Source organism: Curtobacterium sp. UCD-KPL2560, from assembly GCF_001705035.1.
Classification (GTDB): domain Bacteria; phylum Actinomycetota; class Actinomycetes; order Actinomycetales; family Microbacteriaceae; genus Curtobacterium.
Window position 1 is genome coordinate 1 of the sequence record NZ_MCIG01000018.1, and the last position, 17,436, is coordinate 17,436.

At 73.0% G+C, this 17,436-nt stretch carries 18 protein-coding genes; 7 read left to right on the forward strand and 11 right to left on the reverse strand.

The window, feature by feature from the left end; translation table 11 throughout:
* On the reverse strand, positions 1–714 hold a 714-nt coding region (locus tag BEP24_RS06615), incomplete at its 3' end, for an MIP/aquaporin family protein (RefSeq protein WP_065961616.1).
* Positions 715–1,025: 311 nt separating this feature from the next.
* Between BEP24_RS06615 and dhaK the strand changes: the two genes are divergently transcribed.
* From dhaK to dhaM, 3 genes are read left to right on the forward strand one after another with little or no spacing between them, the layout of a single operon-like run.
* Complete coding sequence (gene dhaK, locus BEP24_RS06620) at positions 1,026–2,027, forward strand: dihydroxyacetone kinase subunit DhaK (protein ID WP_065961618.1); 1,002 nt, start codon at positions 1,026–1,028, stop codon at positions 2,025–2,027.
* A gap of 53 nt (positions 2,028–2,080) precedes the next feature.
* On the forward strand, positions 2,081–2,707 hold the full coding sequence (dhaL, locus tag BEP24_RS06625; RefSeq protein WP_065961619.1) for a dihydroxyacetone kinase subunit DhaL: 627 nt from the start codon (positions 2,081–2,083) through the stop codon (positions 2,705–2,707).
* Positions 2,704–3,468 carry a dihydroxyacetone kinase phosphoryl donor subunit DhaM gene (gene dhaM, locus BEP24_RS06630; RefSeq protein ID WP_065961620.1) on the forward strand — a complete coding sequence of 255 codons (765 nt, stop codon included), beginning with the start codon at positions 2,704–2,706 and terminating at the stop codon, positions 3,466–3,468. The genes dhaL and dhaM overlap by 4 nt, the downstream gene beginning before the upstream one ends.
* A 122-nt stretch (positions 3,469–3,590) precedes the next feature.
* Here dhaM and BEP24_RS06635 read toward each other — a convergent pair whose 3' ends face one another.
* On the reverse strand, positions 3,591–4,424 hold the full coding sequence (locus tag BEP24_RS06635) for a helix-turn-helix transcriptional regulator (protein ID WP_065961622.1): 834 nt from the start codon (positions 4,422–4,424) through the stop codon (positions 3,591–3,593).
* Between the two features lie 101 nt (positions 4,425–4,525).
* Here BEP24_RS06635 and BEP24_RS06640 point away from each other — a divergent pair, with 101 nt between their 5' ends.
* Both BEP24_RS06640 and BEP24_RS06645 read left to right on the forward strand, forming a co-directional pair.
* The gene (locus BEP24_RS06640) at positions 4,526–5,206 is read left to right on the forward strand and encodes an SDR family NAD(P)-dependent oxidoreductase (RefSeq protein WP_065961623.1); all 681 of its coding nucleotides are present in this window, start codon (positions 4,526–4,528) and stop codon (positions 5,204–5,206) included.
* 244 nt (positions 5,207–5,450) lie between these two features.
* Positions 5,451–6,488, forward strand: a complete 1,038-nt coding sequence (locus BEP24_RS06645) for an alcohol dehydrogenase catalytic domain-containing protein (RefSeq protein WP_065961624.1) — start codon at positions 5,451–5,453, stop codon at positions 6,486–6,488.
* Positions 6,489–6,792: 304 nt separating this feature from the next.
* On the opposite strand, the gene BEP24_RS06650 is transcribed toward BEP24_RS06645, so the two are convergent.
* The 7 genes from BEP24_RS06650 to BEP24_RS06675 form a co-directional block, all read right to left on the reverse strand.
* Positions 6,793–7,998: a histidine kinase gene (locus BEP24_RS06650; RefSeq protein ID WP_065961626.1), complete on the reverse strand. Its 1,206-nt coding sequence runs from the start codon at positions 7,996–7,998 to the stop codon at positions 6,793–6,795.
* On the reverse strand, positions 7,995–8,351 hold the full coding sequence (locus BEP24_RS06655) for a LuxR C-terminal-related transcriptional regulator (protein WP_065961627.1): 357 nt from the start codon (positions 8,349–8,351) through the stop codon (positions 7,995–7,997). The genes BEP24_RS06650 and BEP24_RS06655 overlap by 4 nt, the downstream gene beginning before the upstream one ends.
* 300 nt (positions 8,352–8,651) lie before the next feature.
* Positions 8,652–8,816 (reverse strand): hypothetical protein, encoded by a 165-nt coding sequence (locus BEP24_RS17490; protein ID WP_171898746.1) that lies wholly within the window; start codon positions 8,814–8,816, stop codon positions 8,652–8,654.
* A 234-nt stretch (positions 8,817–9,050) separates the two neighbouring features.
* Positions 9,051–9,359: a DUF4190 domain-containing protein gene (locus tag BEP24_RS06660; protein WP_139197465.1), complete on the reverse strand. Its 309-nt coding sequence runs from the start codon at positions 9,357–9,359 to the stop codon at positions 9,051–9,053.
* A 100-nt stretch (positions 9,360–9,459) separates the two neighbouring features.
* A complete protein-coding gene (locus BEP24_RS06665; protein ID WP_065961629.1) occupies positions 9,460–11,823 on the reverse strand; it encodes an excinuclease ABC subunit UvrA in 2,364 nt (787 codons plus the stop codon).
* Between the two features lie 62 nt (positions 11,824–11,885).
* Positions 11,886–12,353 (reverse strand): NUDIX domain-containing protein, encoded by a 468-nt coding sequence (locus tag BEP24_RS06670; protein WP_065961667.1) that lies wholly within the window; start codon positions 12,351–12,353, stop codon positions 11,886–11,888.
* A 119-nt stretch (positions 12,354–12,472) separates the two neighbouring features.
* A complete protein-coding gene (locus BEP24_RS06675; RefSeq protein ID WP_065961630.1) occupies positions 12,473–13,234 on the reverse strand; it encodes an SDR family oxidoreductase in 762 nt (253 codons plus the stop codon).
* Positions 13,235–13,511: 277 nt separating this feature from the next.
* On the opposite strand from BEP24_RS06675, the gene BEP24_RS06680 reads away from it, so the two are divergent.
* Together BEP24_RS06680 and BEP24_RS06685 are read left to right on the forward strand one after the other, a co-directional pair.
* The gene (locus tag BEP24_RS06680) at positions 13,512–13,982 is read left to right on the forward strand and encodes an NfeD family protein (protein WP_065961631.1); all 471 of its coding nucleotides are present in this window, start codon (positions 13,512–13,514) and stop codon (positions 13,980–13,982) included.
* Positions 13,979–15,154, forward strand: coding sequence for an SPFH domain-containing protein (locus tag BEP24_RS06685; RefSeq protein ID WP_065961633.1), 1,176 nt, complete (start codon positions 13,979–13,981; stop codon positions 15,152–15,154). The genes BEP24_RS06680 and BEP24_RS06685 overlap by 4 nt, the downstream gene beginning before the upstream one ends.
* 69 nt (positions 15,155–15,223) lie before the next feature.
* On the opposite strand, the gene BEP24_RS06690 is transcribed toward BEP24_RS06685, so the two are convergent.
* Together BEP24_RS06690 and lnt are read right to left on the reverse strand one after the other, a co-directional pair.
* A complete protein-coding gene (locus BEP24_RS06690; RefSeq protein ID WP_065961635.1) occupies positions 15,224–15,574 on the reverse strand; it encodes an RNA polymerase-binding protein RbpA in 351 nt (116 codons plus the stop codon).
* Positions 15,575–15,751: 177 nt separating this feature from the next.
* Positions 15,752–17,434, reverse strand: a complete 1,683-nt coding sequence (gene lnt, locus BEP24_RS06695; protein ID WP_253181614.1) for an apolipoprotein N-acyltransferase — start codon at positions 17,432–17,434, stop codon at positions 15,752–15,754.
* Between the last annotated feature and the right edge of the window lie 2 nt (positions 17,435–17,436).

Sequence of the window (17,436 nt, forward strand, 5' to 3'; positions counted from 1 at the left end):
GGGGAGGAGGGGCCCGGAGACGATCGCTGCGAGCGCGCCGCCGACGAGGGGGCCGACGACCGGGACCCAGGCGTAGGACCAGTCGCTGGTGCCCTTGCCCTTGATCGGCAGCAGGGCGTGCGCGATGCGGGGGCCGAGGTCACGGGCCGGGTTGATGGCGTAGCCGGTGGGGCCACCGAGCGAGACACCGATCGCGATCACGAGGAAGGCGACGGGGACCGCGCCGAGCTCGGCGGGGGCCTTGCCGTTGGTCATCGCGAGGATGACGAACACGAGGACGAAGGTGCCGATGATCTCGGTGACGAGGTTCCAGCCGTACGAGCGGATCGCGGGGCCGGTCGAGAACACGCCGAGCTTCGCTGCTGCGTCGGGCTCCTCGTCGAAGTGCTGCTTGTAGGCGAGCCAGACGATGACCGCACCGATGATCGCGCCGATGAGCTGCGCGAGCCAGTACAGGAACATCTCGCCGATGGTGATGTTGCCGAGGATCGCCTGCGCGAGGCTGACCGCGGGGTTGAGCTGGCCGCCGGACTTGTACGACACGAGCACACCGGCGAAGACCGCGAAGCCCCAGCCGATCGTGACCATGAGGAAGCCCGCGCCGAAGCCCTTGGACTTCGTGAGCGACACGGCGGCGACGACACCGCCACCGAGGATGATGAGCATCGCCGTACCGACGAGCTCGCTGAGGAAATTGACGCCGATGCCGTCCATCGGTGACCTCCAGTGCATGAGGGTCGGGGGTCCGGTGGTGCTGCGTCCGGCACTCCCCGTTGAGTGATTGGGGCCGAGCATAGTGACGCCGTTCCGCGCTGCGCGACGCATCACTGAGCGAAGTCCACCAAAGTGCACGAACGTGCAGGACGCGTGTGCGCCGGGGGATCGCGGGAGGCTCCCGGACCGGGTGCGGAGTGCACGAACGTGCACCTGTGCGGAACGGGTGGTCGCTGTAGGGTGGACGCACTCCGGTCGACGACGGCGGTGTCGCACCTCCGCGGACGGCCCCGCACCCGTGGAGGGCACCAGTGAAGAAGCTCATCAACGACCCGCAGGCCGTCGTCACCGAGACCGTCCGAGGCTTCGCGCAGGCGCACGCCGACCACGTCGTCCTGGTCGAGGACCCGATCCACATCCGCCGCGTTGACGCTCCCGTGGCCGGCAAGGTCGGGATCGTCAGCGGTGGTGGCAGCGGCCACGAACCGCTGCACGCCGGGTTCGTCGGGTACGGCATGCTCGACGCGGCCGTTCCCGGACCGGTGTTCACGAGCCCGACCCCGGACCCGATCGTCGCCGCGACGAAGGCCGTCGACGGGGGAGCGGGCGTGCTCCACATCGTCAAGAACTACACCGGCGACGTCCTGAACTTCGAGACCGCCGCCGAGCTCGCGGCGATGGAGGACGTGCGCGTCGAGGCCGTCGTGGTGGACGACGACGTCGCCGTGCAGGACTCGCTCTACACGGCCGGCCGCCGCGGGGTCGCCGGGACCGTGGTCGTGGAGAAGTGCGCGGGCGCCGCCGCCGAGCGCGGCGACGACCTGGACGCGGTGGCCGCGATCGCCCGCCGGGTGAACGCCGCGACCCGGTCGATGGGGCTCGCCCTGTCCTCGGGGACCGTGCCGCACGCCGGCGAACCGTCGTTCACGCTCGCCGACGACGAGGTCGAGCTCGGCATCGGCATCCACGGCGAGCCCGGTCGGGAGCGCATCCCGATGGCGCCGGCCGACCGACTCGTGGACCGGGTGCTCGAGCCGGTGCTCACCGATCTCGACGCCCCCGCGGGCTCTGACCTGCTGCTCCTGGTGAACGGCATGGGCGGCACGCCGCTCTCCGAGCTGTACATCGTCTACCGACGCGCCGCCGAGGTGCTCGCGGAGCGTGGCCACCGGGTCGCGCGTAGCGTGGTCGGCGACTACGTCACGTCCCTCGAGATGCAGGGGTTCTCGCTCACCGTCACGGTGCTGGACGAGGAACTCACCGCCCTCTGGGACGCCCCGGTGGAGACCCCGGCCATGCGCTGGGGTCGCTGACCCGGCCCGACGCGGCCCGGGACCACCGTTCACCATCCAGGAAGGGACACGAATTGGCGCTCGACACCGCATGGGCCACCGACTGGGTGCACCGCACCCTCGCCACGATCGACGAACACCGGGCCGAGCTCGTCACGCTCGACCGTGAGATCGGCGACGGCGACCACGGCGAGAACCTCGACCGCGGCTTCCGCGCCGTCGTCGAGGCCGTCGACGCCGGGTCCTTCGACACCCCCGGCGCGGTGCTCAAGGTCGTCGCGACGAAGCTCATCTCGACCGTCGGAGGCGCTGCCGGGCCGCTGTTCGGGACGGCGTACCTGAAGGCCGCGCAGGCCGCGGGTGACGCGACCGAGCTCGACGCCGACGCCCTCGTGGCCGTGCTCACGGCGGCCCGCGACGGCGTGGTGTCCCGTGGCAAGGCCGAGGTCGGCGACAAGACGATGGTGGACGCCTGGTCGGCAGCGGTCGACGCCGCAGCGACGGCCGCCGCTGCGGGGGAGTCGCCCGAGCGCGTGCTCGAGGCCGCCGCGGACGCCGCACGCACCGGTGCCGAGTCGACCGAACCGCTGGTCGCCCGCAAGGGTCGTGCGAGCTACCTCGGCGAGCGGGCCGTCGGGCACCGCGACCCGGGCGCACAGTCGACGGCGTACATCCTGCGCGCCGCGGCGGACGCGGCGTGACCGTCGGGATCCTCGTCGTCTCGCACAGCGCGGCGATCGCCGAGGGGACCGTGGCCCTGGCCCGGCAGATGGCCGCGGACGTGCCGCTCGTCGCCGCCGGCGGGACCGACGACGGCGGGATCGGCACCTCGTTCGAGGCGATCACCGAGGGGATCGGGGAACTCGCCGGTGCCGACGCGGTCGTGGTGCTGTGCGACCTCGGCTCGGCCTACCTGACGGTGGACACCGCGCTCGACTTCCTCGACGACGACGCCCGGGGTCGCGTGCACGTGTCCTCGGCACCCGTCGTCGAGGGCACGATCGCCGCGGCCGTGGCCGCGCAGACCGGAGGCGACGCCGACGCCGTGCTCGCCGCGGCGGCGACCGCCGCGACCAGCGGGGCGGACGCGGGCAGCGCCTCCAGTCCGGTGCTCGGCGACCAGACCGCCGAGGCCGCGTCCGACGCGCCGGCGGGTGACCGGCCTGGAGGCGCGGTGCCGGTGGACGGCACAGCCGACGGTGACGACGCGGTCGCGTCCGCGACCGTCGAACTGGTGAACGAGAGCGGGCTGCACGCCCGCCCCGCGGCCGAGTTCGTCAAGGCCGCGGCGAAGCACGAGGCCCGGGTGTCGGTGAACGGCGTGGACGCCAAGAGCCTGCTCGCGATCATGGCGCTCGCCCTGCCGAAGGGCGCGTCCGTGACCATCGACGCGACCGGGCCGGACGCCCGGGACGCCGTGGACACCCTGGTCAGCCTGGTGCGCTCGGGCTTCGGGGAGTGATCCGCCGCCCTGCCCGTGCCGGTCGGTGCGGGCAGGGCGATGGCGCGCTGCGGACGCGTCCGGTGCCGTGCCGGTCGGTGCGGGCAGGGCGATGGCGCGCTGCGGACGCGTCCTGCCGTGCCTCAGCCCGGCGTGAGCTCCTGCAGGCCGGTGACCCGGAGCAGGTCGAGCGTCGCGGCGTCGGGGCTGCCCGGGACCGCGGTGTAGACGACGATGCGCAGGTCGCTGCCGGGCACGCCGAGGACGTCGCAGTCGATCTCGACCGGCCCGACCGGGGTGCGCACGACCTTGCGGCTGGTCCGGTGTGCGGCGATGCGGCCGCTGTCCCACCGACGTTCGAACTCGGGCGACTCCCGTCGGAGGCGTGCGACGAGGTCGGCCAGCCGTGCGTCGGCGGGGTAGCGCCCGACCGCGGCCCGGAGGTCGGCGACGAGGTCGCTCGAGAAGTCCTCCTGGTGGGTTTCGTCCCACTCCACGCCCTCGTGGCCGTGCACGAAGTGCCGCCACACCAGGTTCCGGTCCAGGCCGGTCCAGCGTCCCGGGTCGTCCCCGAGGGCGGCCCAGAGCTCGTTCCAGAGGACGATGTCGTGCGCCGCGGTGAACACGGCGAGGGGGACGTCGCCGAGTCGGTCGACGATGCGCTGCACGCCCGGGGGGACGTGCGTCGGCACCGTGAGGCGGGACGGCGCGGCCGCGCCGGCGACCCGGAACAGGTGGTCGCGTTCCGCGGTGCTCAGTCGCAGCGCGGTCGCGAGTGCGCCGAGCAGCTGCGGCGACGGGTTCGTCGCCCGCCCCTGCTCGAGCCGGACGACGTAGTCCACGCTGACCCCGGCGAGTGCGGCGAGTTCCTCGCGGCGGAGCCCGGCCGTGCGGCGCCCGGGCCCCGCGGGCAGGCCGACCTGCTCGGGTCGGACCCGGTCGCGCCACGCGCGCAGCACCTCGGCGAACTCGCTCATGCGTCCATCCTGGCCCCGGACGACCCGGGCTCCCTGGTACTGCCGGTCCCATGGTCGACCCGTGCCTGGGGGAGTGCAGCCGCGGGGGCCAGGCTGGACCCATGCCCACCACACTCATCACCGGGGCCAACCGCAGCCTCGGACTCGAGACCACCCGCCGCCTCCTCGAGGCCGGCCACACGGTCGTCGCCGGGGTCCGGGACCCTGCCTCGGCCGACGCCGTCCGCGAGCTCGGCGCCGAGGTCGTGCAGCTCGACGTCACCGACCAGACGAGCGTCGACCGCGCGATCGCCGCCCTGCCCGCACTCGACGTGCTCGTGAACAACGCCGGCGTGCTCGGGACGGCCTTCGGCGTCGACGACCTCGACCCGGCCGCGATGGACGCCGTGCTCGCGACGAACGTCACCGGTGTCGTGCGCGTGACGCAGGCCGCGCTGCCGCTGCTCCGGCGCTCGGCGAACCCGGTCGTCGTCAACGTCGCCTCGGGCGTCGGCTTCACCCGGTGGCTGACCACCCCTGGTCACGACGAGTACCCGGTCGCCGCGGTGCCGTACGCCGCGTCGAAGGCCGCCCTCATCGCGATGACCGTGCAGTACGCCAAGAACCTGCCCGGGTTCCGCGTCAACGCGAGCGACCCCGGCTACACGGCGACCGAGTTCAACGGGTTCGGCGGCCACCAGACCGTGACCGAGGGCACCGACGCCACCGTGCGGCTCGCGCTGCTCGACCAGGACGGGCCGACGGGGGAGTTCCACGGCCGGAACGGCCGGATCGCGTACTGAGGCGCGGGTCCCCGCCGGTACGCGCGCGGCTCGGCCGGTACGCGCGGGTCCCGCGCCGGTACGCGCGGGGCCCGGCCGGGAGGCGCGGGGCCCGGCCGGGAGGCGCGGGGCCCGGCCGGAAGGCGCGGGGCCCGGCCGGGAGGCGCGGGGCCCGGTTCCTCCACAGGCGGCGGCGGGTCGGGCGGTCGCCCACAGGGCTCCACCCGGCTCGGTCGGGCGGCGACCGGTCTGCCAGGATGACGGCATGCGCGCAGTCCAGTACGACCGGTTCGGAGCCGCCCCCGCCATCGTCGACCTGCCCGAACCCGTCGCACCGGCCGACGGGGTCGTCGTCCGGGTCGCCGCCACCGGCGTGTGCCGGAGCGACTGGCACGCGTGGAAGGGCCACGACGACTCGGTCGTGCTGCCGCACGTGCCCGGACACGAGTTCGCGGGTGTCGTCAGCGCCGTCGGGGCCGGCGTGTCCGGCTTCGCGGTCGGCGACCGCGTCACCGCACCGTTCGTCTTCGCGTGCGGGACGTGCGAGCAGTGCCAGCAGGGCGCGACGCAGGTCTGCACGCGACAGCAGCAACCCGGCTTCACACTGCCGGGCTCCTACGCCGAGTCGGTCGTGGTGCCGCACGCCGACGTCAACCTGGTGGCACTGCCGGACGCCGTCGGGTTCGCCGAGGCGGCCGGCCTCGGCTGCCGCTTCGGGACGGCGTACCACGCCGTGCACGCCCGGGGTCGCGTGGCCGCGGGTGAGTGGGTCGTCGTGTACGGCTGTGGGGGAGTCGGCCTCTCGACGGTGATCGTCGCGGTCGCGGCCGGTGCCCGGGTCGTGGCGGTCGACGTCTCCGCGGCGGCACTCGACCGGGCGGCGGCGCTCGGCGCAGAGACCCTGTCGATGGACGACGACGTCGTCGACGCTGTGCACGACCTCACCGGCGGGGGAGCGCACGTCTCGGTGGACGCCTTCGGCAGCCGAGCGACCTCGGTCGCCGCGGTGGCCTCGCTCCGCCCGCGCGGACGACACGTGCAGGTCGGCCTGTTGCTCGGCGACGAGGCCGTCCCGGCGATCCCGATGGGTCGCGTCGTCGGTGACGAACTCGAACTGCTCGGCAGTCACGGCATCTCGGTCGGGGAGTACGCCGCGATGCTCGACGACGTCGTCGCCGGGCGGCTGCGTCCGTCGGAGTCGATCGGCCGGACCATCGGGTTCGACGAGCTGCCGGACGCGATCCTCGCGATGGACGGGCCGCCGACCGCTGCGGGCATGACGGTGGCAGTGGTGACGAGGTGACCGAGGCCGTTCGGGACGACCGGTCGGTGCTCGGCGCGGCAGCCTGATCGGACGCTGCTCCGGATGCCGACCTGATCGACGTCGTGATGGTGGAGGGCTCCGGAAATCGAACCAGACAAGGCACCCCGACTGGTGCGCCCCCCGTACGAGACCATCATGGCACCGGGGAACCGACACCGACATCAGTCCTCCGGATGAAGTCCCGCAGCCGATCGGCTGGCCGCCCGGCTGCGGACGCCGCCCGCGTCATCGGCCGCGACATCGGCCCCGACGTCGGACGGCATGTGCCGGACGGCGGTGTCGATCAGCTGTCTGGACGCCGGTCCGGCTGATCGGGTGCGGGTGGCCCGGTCGTCGTCCGCGGTGCGGGGAGGGTCATCCGGAGCGTGTGGGTCCCGTCGTCGCCGAGGTGCCGTTCGAGTGAGCCGCCGAGGAGTTCCGCCCGTTCCCGCAGCCCGACGAGACCGTGGTGCGCGCTCGGCAGGTCGAGCGGGGGACCCTGTGGCGGCTCGGCGACCAGCTCCACGGAGACCCGGGTCCCGGACGTGCTGATCGTCAGGTGCACCGCTGCTCCCGGTGCGTGCTTCCGAGCGTTCGTCAGGCCTTCCTGCACGAGTCGGAAGACGGCACGCTGCACCGCGGAGGGGAGTGGTCGGTCGAGCTCGACGTGCGTGTCGACGGCGATGCCGCTCTGCTCGAGGAGTCCCGGCAGGTCCGCGAGGGTGGGCTGCGGAGCGGGCCCGCGGTCGGCGCCACCGGCGGCACGGAGGACCTCGATCATCGCGCGGAGCTCGTCGAGCGTCGTCACGCTGAGCCCGCGGATCGTGGCGGCGACCCGTCGAGCGGTGGCGTCAGGGGAGGCCACCTGCAGCGCGCCTGCCTGCACCGCGATGAGGCTCACCTGGTTCGAGACGACGTCGTGCATCTCGCGCGCGAGCACCGCACGTTCGCGTTCGAGGGCGTGCTCGGCTGCGAGACGGGCGCGCTGCTGCTGCAGGGCGGCACGCTCGCGGATCTCCTGGCGGAGCTCGGCGCCCACGCGGATCGCCACACCCAGTGCCGTCGGCGCTGCCACGTACAGCGCCGAGAAGAGCGCGGCGGTCACCAGCGACTGCAGGGTCGACAGGTCGAGCCGCATCCCCGTCGTCATCCCGCGCCAGGAGGGGGAGCAGCAGAACGCGACCACCGCGGCGCCCACGATCCAGGCGGTGCGGCGCTCGCTGCGCGCGACGCTGTACAGCGCGAACATGACCGCGAACACCGCGAAGCCCCACTCGAAACCCGGCAGCGCCAGCACCAGGCTGACGTACGGCCAGCGACGACGCAGCAGCAAGCCCGCGGCGGCGATCATCGTCAGCACCCACTTCGACGGCGCGTCTGCGTCGCTGTACACGCTCAGCGCGGAGTACGACGCGGAGACGAGCACGAGCACGACGTCGATCAGGAACGGCGACCACCGGGTACCGCGGTGCGTCCGCCCGGTGTCGCGGCGGTCCTCGTCGGCGGTCACCGGTCGACCAGTCCGGCGCGGGCTGCGGTCAGCGCGGCGAGCACCCGGCTCCGGACGCCGAGCTTGACGAGTACCGTCCCGACGTCGTCCTTGACGGTGCCGAGGCTGACCCCGACGGCGTCGGCGATCTCACCGTTCGTGGCACCTTCCGCGACCAGCCGCAGGACGTCCCGTTCCCGGTCGGGCATCCGGATGTCGAGCAGCACGACGTCGGGTCGGGCGGTCTCGACCGCCTCGAGGGCGTCCGCACCGGAGACGGCGCCGACGACGTCGATCCGAGGGTCGGCGTCGAGGATCATCGACAGGCCGGATCGGACCAGGGTCTCGTCGTCGACGATGAGCACGGAGGACACGGACCCATGATCGTCGCACCTCGCCGCCGCGGCATCCGCCGACACGATCACCGGCGGTGTCCGCCCGGTGGTCAGCGGCAGCCGACCGGCTGCGGGGAGGTGCCGAGGAGCCTGACGGGACCGGCCGGCTGCACCTGAGTTGACATAATATGCATTATCGGCGCTCGGCTCGAACCGGCGCACCGAAGCCTCCGTGGCGATCCGCGAGCAGGACACGCCGACTCCGACGACGGACGCCCGGACCGTCGTGGTCCGGGCGTCCGTGGTGGACACGACGGGCCGCGCCCGCCGGTCACGAGCTCAGTGCTCGGGCGTCTCGTCCCCGGTGGGCACGTCGTCCGCGTCGATCTCGAGCGCGGCCTGCTCCTCGCCGTGCTCCTCGAGGTCGGGGCGGTCCGTGTCGGGCTGCTCGGGTGCCTCTGCCTGCGTGGTCTCTTCTGCCGGGTCCGGCTGGCTGTACGTCATGCCGCGGACGCTACTCCCGACCACCCTGGGTGGTCGGGCGGTGCGCGACCCGGCCACCTGCGGCGCCGGCAGCCACCGCGTTGTCGCGACCCGCGCCTCCAGACCGGCCCGACCACGCGCCCGACGGGAGGCGCGGCGCGGCCCCGGCACGCGTCTCCCGTCGGACGCGGGTGGTGGACGGACGGGAGGCGCGTGGCGATGCCGCCACGCGCCTCCCGTCCGCCCGCGGTCGCGTCAGTTCGTGCCGAGCTGCGTCAGCGCGACGGCAGCCAGGATGTAGCCGATGATGCCGAGCACGATGGCGATCGCCGACAGGATGATGCCGGCGAGCGTCATGCCGCGCGACAGCCCACGGCGACGCGCGATGATGCCGAGCACGAGGCCGACGACGCCGGCGACGATGCCGACGAGCGCGATGATCAACCCGAAGACGACGCCGACGATGCCGAGGACGAGCGAGCCGACGGCGAGCCCGTTGCCGCCGCTCTTCGCGGGTGCGCCGCCCGGAGCGTTCGGTGCCGGCGGGTATCCGTTGGTGGACATGGTCACTCCTCGTGTCGTGGCCCGCCGTGCGGGTGCACGCGACCGTCGGCGCTCACGGTAGGCGCTTCCCGCCGCGCCCGTTCGCCGCGGCGCCGGCCGGTCAGCCGACGTACGCGGCGAGGTGCTCCCCCGTGAGCGTCGACCGTGCGGCGACCAGGTCGGCGGGCGTCCCCGCGAAGACGACCTGGCCACCGTCGTGCCCGGCGCCCGGGCCGAGGTCGATGATCCAGTCGGCGTGCGCCATCACGGCCTGGTGGTGCTCGACCACCACGACCGTGCGCCCGTCGTCGACGAGCCGGTCGAGCAGGCCGAGCAGCTGCGCGACGTCGGCCAGGTGCAGGCCCGCGGTCGGTTCGTCGAGCACGATCACCCCGCCGGGCGTGCCGAGGTGCGTGGCGAGCTTGAGGCGCTGCCGTTCGCCTCCGGACAGGGTGGTCAACGGCTGCCCGATCGTCAGGTAGCCGAGGCCGACGTCGACGAGCCGGGTGGTCACCGCGTGCGCTGCCGGGACACGCGACTCCCCCGCGGCGAAGAAGCGCTCGGCCTCGGCGACCGACATCGCGAGGACCTCGCTGATGTCCTTCCCGCCGAGTCGGTAGGCGAGCACGGACTGGTCGAAGCGCTTGCCCTCGCACTCCGCGCACGGGGTCGACACGCCCGCCATCATGCCGAGGTCGACGTACAGCACCCCGGCGCCGTTGCACGCGGGGCAGGCGCCCTCGGAGTTCGCGCTGAACAGCGCCGGCTTGACACTGTTCGCCTTCGCGAAGGCCTTGCGGACGGGTTCGAGCAGCCCCGTGTACGTCGCCGGGTTGCTGCGCCGCGAGCCGCGGATACCGCTCTGGTCGATCGCGACGACGTCGTCGCGACCGGCGAGGTACCCGTGCACGAGGCTGCTCTTGCCGGACCCGGCGACCCCGGTGACGACCGTGAGCACGCCCGTCGGGACGTCCACGTCGACGCCCCGCAGGTTGTGCCGGTCGGCTCCCCTGACCTCGATCGCACCCGTGGGTGTGCGGACCTCGTCCTTGACCGAGACGCGGTCGTCGAGGTGGCGCCCGGTGACGGTGTCGCTCGCGCGGAGCCCCGCGACGGTGCCCTCGAAGCACAGCGTGCCGCCCTCGACCCCCGCCCCGGGACCGAGGTCCACCACGTGGTCGGCGACGGCGATCACCTCGGGCTTGTGCTCGACGACGAGGACCGTGTTGCCCTTGTCGCGGAGCCGCAGCAGCAGGGCGTTCATGCGCTGCACGTCGTGCGGGTGCAGCCCGGTGCTCGGCTCGTCGAAGACGTACGTGACGTCGCTCAGGCTCGAGCCGAGGTGCTTCACCATCTTCACGCGCTGGCCCTCGCCACCCGAGAGCGTCCCCGTGGGCCGGTCGAGGGACAGGTACCCGAGGCCGATCTCGACGAACGAGTCCACCGCGTCCCGCAGACCGTCGAGCAGCGGGCCCACCGACGGCGCGTCGAGTCCGTGCAGCCACGCCGCGAGGTCGGACACCTGCATCGCGCAGACGTCCGCGATGCTCCTGCCGTCGACGAGGGACGACCGGGCGGTGTCGTTGAGCCGGGTGCCGTCGCACGCCGGACAGGTCGTGAAGGTCACCGCGCGGTCGACGAAGGCACGGACGTGGGGCTGCATCGCCTCGCGGTCCTTCTGCAGGAACGACCGGCGAACGCGGGGCACGAGTCCCTCGTAGGTCATGTTGATGCCGGCGATCTTCAGCTTGGTCGGCTCGCGGTACAGCAGGTCGGCACGCTCCTGCTCGGTGAGGTCGCGCACCGGTTTGTCCTTGTCGACGAAGCCGGACTCGGCGTACATCCGCACCATCCAGCCGTCCGTGCCCCACCCCGGGACGGTGATCGCCCCGTCCGCCAGCGACCGGTCGGTGTCCAGGAGCTGCGTCAGGTCGATGTCCGTGACGGTGCCGCGGCCCTCGCAGTCGGCGCACATGCCGCCGAGCCGCGAGAACGAGACCTTCTCGGCCTTCGCGTCCTTGCCCTTCTGCACCGTGATCGCCCCGCCGGCGGTCACGGTCGCGAGGTTGAACGAGAACGCGTTCGGTCCCCCGATGTGCGGCGTCCCGAGTCGACTGAACAGCAACCGGAGCATCGCGTTCGCGTCGGTGACCGTCCCCACCGTGGACCGGGGGTCGGCACCGATGCGTTCCTGGTCGACGACGATCGCGGTCGTGAGGCCGTCGAGCACGTCGACGTCGGGTCGCGCCGTCGACGGCATGAAGCCCTGCAGGAAGGCGCTGTAGGTCTCGTTGATCATCCGCTGCGACTCGGCCGCGATCGTCGCGAAGACGAGCGAGCTCTTGCCGGACCCGGAGACACCGGTGAAGACCGTCAGCCGGCGCTTCGGCAGGTCGACGTCGAGGTCGCGGAGGTTGTTCTCGCGCGCACCGCGGACGCGGATACGGTCGTGTCGGTCCGCCGCGTGGTCGGTGGCGTGCTGCATGTCAGGACGCTACTGCTCCGCACCCCGCCCCCGCCACCCCCGGTCGGTGCCGGGGTCGGGCTTCAGACCGTGCCCGACCGCGCGGCGTGACGGCGCACGAGCTCCGGGAGCTCGGCGGGTTCGAACGGCTCGTCGGTGGCGTCGAGCTCGTCGGCGGTCCACCAGCGGGACGCGAGGATGTCGACGCGCTCGTCGTCGGTCCAGCCCGCCTCGGACAGCACGAAGCCCGGCGTGCGGACGACGTAGAACTCGCTGTGCCCGCGGTCGTGGTCGGCGAGGTCCCACTCGACGGTGAAGTCCCACGTCCACACCGGCTCGCCCGGGTCGTCGACGACGATGCCGGTCTCCTCGCGGAGCTCGCGCACCGCCGCGACCCGGTGCGACTCCCCCGGGTCGACGCCGCCGCCGGGCGTGATCCAGCGGTGGGACCCGTCGGACGACGGCGACCGCGTGTCCATCAGGAACACACGGTCGTCGGGGTCGAGGAGGATGATCCTGGAGGAACGGCGCAGGCCGGGCTTGGCGGTCACGTCCACGACGCTAGCCGGTCGGACGGTGGTCGCGCTGGCAGATCGACTCGCCGTCTCGTGCGGGTCGCGACCGGCGCTGCCGCGCCGTCGGGCTGCCGCGCCGTCGGGCTGCCGCGCCGTCAGGCGGTGAACCCGCTGACGTCGCCGACGAGCTTGGTGTGGTCGGCCGGGATCGGCTCGACCGCGGCGAGGGCGATCTCGGCCGCGAACTCGGACACGCTGTAGAGCTTGCCGACCTCCTGGCGTCGGCCCTCGATCGCGCCGGGGTTCAGCCGGTTGAGGAGCGTCGCGGTGATCGTGCCCTCGATCATGTCGCCGGAGACGACCACGAACTCGATGCCGACGGCTTCGAGCTGCGGGATGAGCTCGCGCAGGGCGAGCTCGCCCGCGCGCTTGCTCTTCGCGACCGGGACGTACTCGTCCATCGTCTCGGCGGTCTCGACGAAGTGGGCCTGGTGGCTCGTGACGAAGACGACGCGGGAGCCGGCCGGCATGTGCGGCACGGCGGTCTGGAGCATGTCGACCTGGGCGTCGCGGTTCAGGCGGAGGGCGTAGTCCTCGCCGAGGCCGCTCTCCATGCCGCCGGAGGCGTTGAGGACGAGCAGGTCGATGCCGCCCCACTCGGCCACGACCGCGTCGACCATCGCCTGCACCGACTCGTGGTCGGTGAGGTCGGCGCCGATCGCCAGGGCAGCGCCGCCGTCCGCGACGATCTTCTCGGCGATCTGCTCTGCGCGACGCGCCTTGTTGCGGTAGTTGACGACGACCTTCGCGCCGGCCTCGGCCAGGTACCCGACCGTGTCGGCGCCGATCCCGCGCGACGAACCCGTGACGAGTGCGCGCGTGTCGGCGAGGGATCCGGGGGCGAGGGGGTTCGTCACAGTCGTGTTCTCCAGGTCGCGGTACCGGCCGGTCGGCCGCCGACGAGCCTACCGCCCGGACCGACCACCACCGAGTCGACCGGCACCGAGCCGTCCCCTGCCGTGCGGTGCCGTCCGGTCCGGGACCGCGCCGAGCGGTGCCGAACGGTGCCGGGCGGTCCGTAACCGCGCCGTAGGTGGTCAGCCGACCCGGCGGGTGGACCGGTACCGTGGAGGGAAGAACACCGGCCGTCGCGACGCTGCACGCCGGAGCGCGCGACCGAGGGAGGGAGATCGCGTGAACATCGACTGGATCCAGACGGTCGTCTGGATCGGACTGACGCTGCTGCTGGGGGTCGTCGAGGTCTTCACCCTCGACTTCGTCTTCCTCATGCTCGCGGCGGGCGCGGCCGGCGGACTGATCGCCGGCCTGGTCGGCGCACCGTGGTGGCTGTCGGCCATCGTGGCCGCCGGGGTCGCGCTGCTCCTGCTCGCCGTCGTCCGCCCGCGCCTCCTCGTCGCCCTCGGCCGCAACGCCGATCCGCACCGCACCAACGTCGAGGGGCTCATCGGCCTCCCCGGGACCGTGGCCGTGGCCTTCACCACGTCCGCCCCCGGACAGGTCCGGCTCGCGAACGGCGAGACCTGGAGCGCCCGGCTCGCCGCCGACTCCCCCGACCGCACACCGCCGCTCGGCACCCCCGTGGTCGTCGAGTCCATCGAGGGGTCGACAGCCGTCGTCCGCCTCGGAGAAAGGGCCACCAAGTGACCATCTCAGCCGGGACGATCGCACTGCTCGTCCTCGTCCTCGTCGTCGTGATCTTCGTGATCGTCGTCCTGTCCCGCGCCATCCGGATCGTCCCCCAGGCGACCGCGGGCATCGTGGAACGCCTCGGGAAGTACCACAAGACCCTCAACCCCGGGTTGAACCTCCTGGTCCCGTTCATCGACCGTCTGCGCCCGCTGCTCGACATGCGCGAGCAGGTCGTGTCCTTCCCGCCCCAGCCGGTGATCACCGAGGACAACCTCGTCGTGTCGATCGACACCGTCGTCTACTTCCAGGTCACCGACGCGCGCGCCGCGACCTACGAGATCGCGAACTACCTCGGCGCCGTCGAGCAGCTCACGACGACCACGCTCCGCAACGTCGTCGGCGGGCTGAACCTCGAGGAGGCGCTGACGAGCCGCGACAACATCAACGGCCAGCTCCGTGTCGTCCTCGACGAGGCGACCGGCAAGTGGGGCATCCGCGTCGGCCGGGTCGAGCTGAAGGCGATCGAGCCGCCCGTGTCCATCCAGGACGCCATGGAGCAGCAGCTCCGCGCCGAGCGCAGCCGCCGTGCGGCGATCCTGCAGGCCGAGGGCACGAAGCAGTCGCAGATCCTCGAGGCGGAGGGCCAGCGGCAGGCCGCGATCCTCGCCGCCGAGGGTGACGCCAAGGCGCAGGTCCTCCGTGCCGAGGGCGAGGCCCAGGCCATCGCGACCGTCTTCGAGGCGATCCACACGGGCGACCCGGACGAGAAGCTGCTCTCGTACCAGTACCTGCAGACCCTGCCGAAGATCGCCGAGGGCACCGCGAACAAGCTCTGGATGATCCCGAGCGAGTTCACCGAGGCGCTGTCGGGCATCGCGAAGGGCTTCACCGCGGGACGCTCGGGCTCCGGCCCGGTCACCGGTGGTGCCGGCGGGACGGACTTCCTGTCCCGGATCTCCGCACTCGCGAACGAGAGCCTCGCCAACACCGCGGCCGCCGGTGCCGCCGGGTCGGACCCCCGACCGGACGCGACCGCCGCGGACATCGTGCCCGACGCCGCGATCGACGAACGGCTCGCGGAGTCGAACCGCAGTGTCGACGAGAAGATCGCCGCGGCCGACGAGGCCGCACGGGGCGCGGCCGGTTCGACGACCGACCCGAGCACAGGGCAGGGCACGCCCGCCTGAGCACACCCGCACGCACGACGACGCCCGTCCCGGATCGATCCGGGACGGGCGTCGTCGTGTGTGGTGCGGTCAGGCGCCGCGTCGGGCCCGGAGGACCTGCAGGCGTTCCTGCAGGAGTTCCTCGAGCTCTTCGCGGGACCGCCGCTCGAGCAGCATGTCCCAGTGGGTCCTCGGCGCCTTGACTTCCTCGGCCGCGACCTCGACGGGGATCCCGTCGTCGCCGAGGAGCCGACCCTCACGTCCGGAACGGGGCTCGGACCAGTTCGCGGGGACGTCCGCGTCGGCCGAGAACACGATGTCGAACGTCTCGCCCGACTCGGTCTGGTAGACCGCACGCTTGCGGTCCGAGAGCTCGACGCCCTCTTCGCTCTGGAGACTCTGGCTCCCGAGCCGCATGCCGCGGAGACTCCGATCAGCCATGTGTGTGCTCCTCTCGCTCGTCTGCCCTCCCCAACACTGTCCCACGCAGCATCAATCCCGGTGGGGCGCATTCACAGACCGTTCCCAGTGGGTGGTCACGGCGGGCCTCCGGGCCCGCGCAGCGTCGACCCGACGGCGCGTGCGGACGTCGTCAGGGCCGGGCGGCGGTCGAGGTGGTCAGGGCCGGACGGAGGTCGACCGGCGGCGTCGCGACCACGGCGCGCACGCGAGCAGCGCGAGCAGCGCGCCGAGCGAGACCACCAGGGTGACCGAGCCGGACGCGACGGTCGCCGGCGTCGTCCCGGTGCCGAGCGGCACGTCGGTCACCATCGACGTCGCGGTGTACGCGGGGACCCGGTCGATCGTGCGTCCGGTCGGGTCGATCACCTGCGACGCCCCGACCGTGGAGATGTTCACGAGCGAGCGACCGGTCTCGACGGCACGCAACCTGGCGATCTCGAGCTGCTGCAGGTTCTCGTCGGTGCCGGAGAAGTCGGCGTTGTTCGTCTGCGCGAGGATCACCTGCGCTCCCCCGCGCGCCATGTCGTTCGTCAGACCGTCGTCGACGATGTCGAAGCAGACCGCGATGCCGGCCCGCACCCCGGCGACGTCGAGGACGTTCGGCTTCGTGCCCGGCGTGTAGTCGCGTTGGAGCAGCCCGATGAGCGACGGTGCGAGCTTCGAGAAGAACCAGCGGTCCGGGACGTACTCGCCGAACGGCACCGGGCGCTTCTTGTCGTAGGACGACTGCCATCCGTCGGCGGTCCACACGAACGACGTGTTGTGCAGCACGCCCGTCGACGTCCGGGTGATCGCCCCCGCCACGATGGGCGCTCCGACGCTCGACACGACGCTGTCGAGCGCCTGCGCGACGACCGGCTGGACGCGCGGGTCGGCCTCCGCCGCCGCCTCGGGCCAGACGACCAGGTCCACACCCTTCGCGTCGACGTCGGTCGCGGCGACCTGGTCGGCGAGCACCTCGCCCGGCTGCGCCCGGTCGAAGTAGCCCGCGGGTCCGTTGCCCTGCACGGCCTCCACGCGGATGCTCCCGTCGACGCGGGTGGGCCACGCCGGGACCGCCAGGACGACCGCGACGAGCAGTCCGGCGGTGGCGATGCGGACCGGCAACCGCAGCACGGCACCCGGTGCCCGCGGGACGACCAGGGCGAGCGACAGCACGACGGCCACGCAGTAGACGACGACGAACGTCACCCCGAGCACCCCGACGTAGGCGGCTAGGTGCGTGAACGGCCCCTGCGACTGCGACAGCCCGACCCGCCCCCACGCGAAGCCCTCGTACGGCCAACTGCCGGAGAACCACTCACGCCCGGTCCACAGTCCCGCGACGACGGCCGGCAGCCCCCACACCCGCCAGGCGGTCGACGGGAACACGCGCGCGACCCAGCGGTACGCGAGCGCGATCGCGACGCTGCCCAGGGCGAAGTACGCGGCCTCGAACAGCGCCAGCGCGAGCCAGGGCACCGGGCCGAGGTACCGGCCGGCCCACGAGATCGCCGGCAACCAGAACGCGGCCCCGGCGACGTAGCCGAGCCACGCGGCTCGGCGGGCCCGCTGTCCCATCGCCGCGAGCAGCATGCACGCCATCGCCGGGTACGCGAGGAACCACCAGCCGGGCGACGGGAAGGACAGGGCGAAGAGCAGCCCGCCGACGACGGCGAGCGGGAAGGCGGTCCGGAGCGGCAGCGCCGTGAACTCGGACGCACCGGTGCCGACCGGACGCGACGCGGTCCAGCGCGACGACGGCCGTCGGCCCACCCCCGAGCGGACCGACGACGGGATGCCACCACGCGACGGGACGCCGCCGCGCGACGGACGCACCGCGATCTCGGGAGCCGGCACCG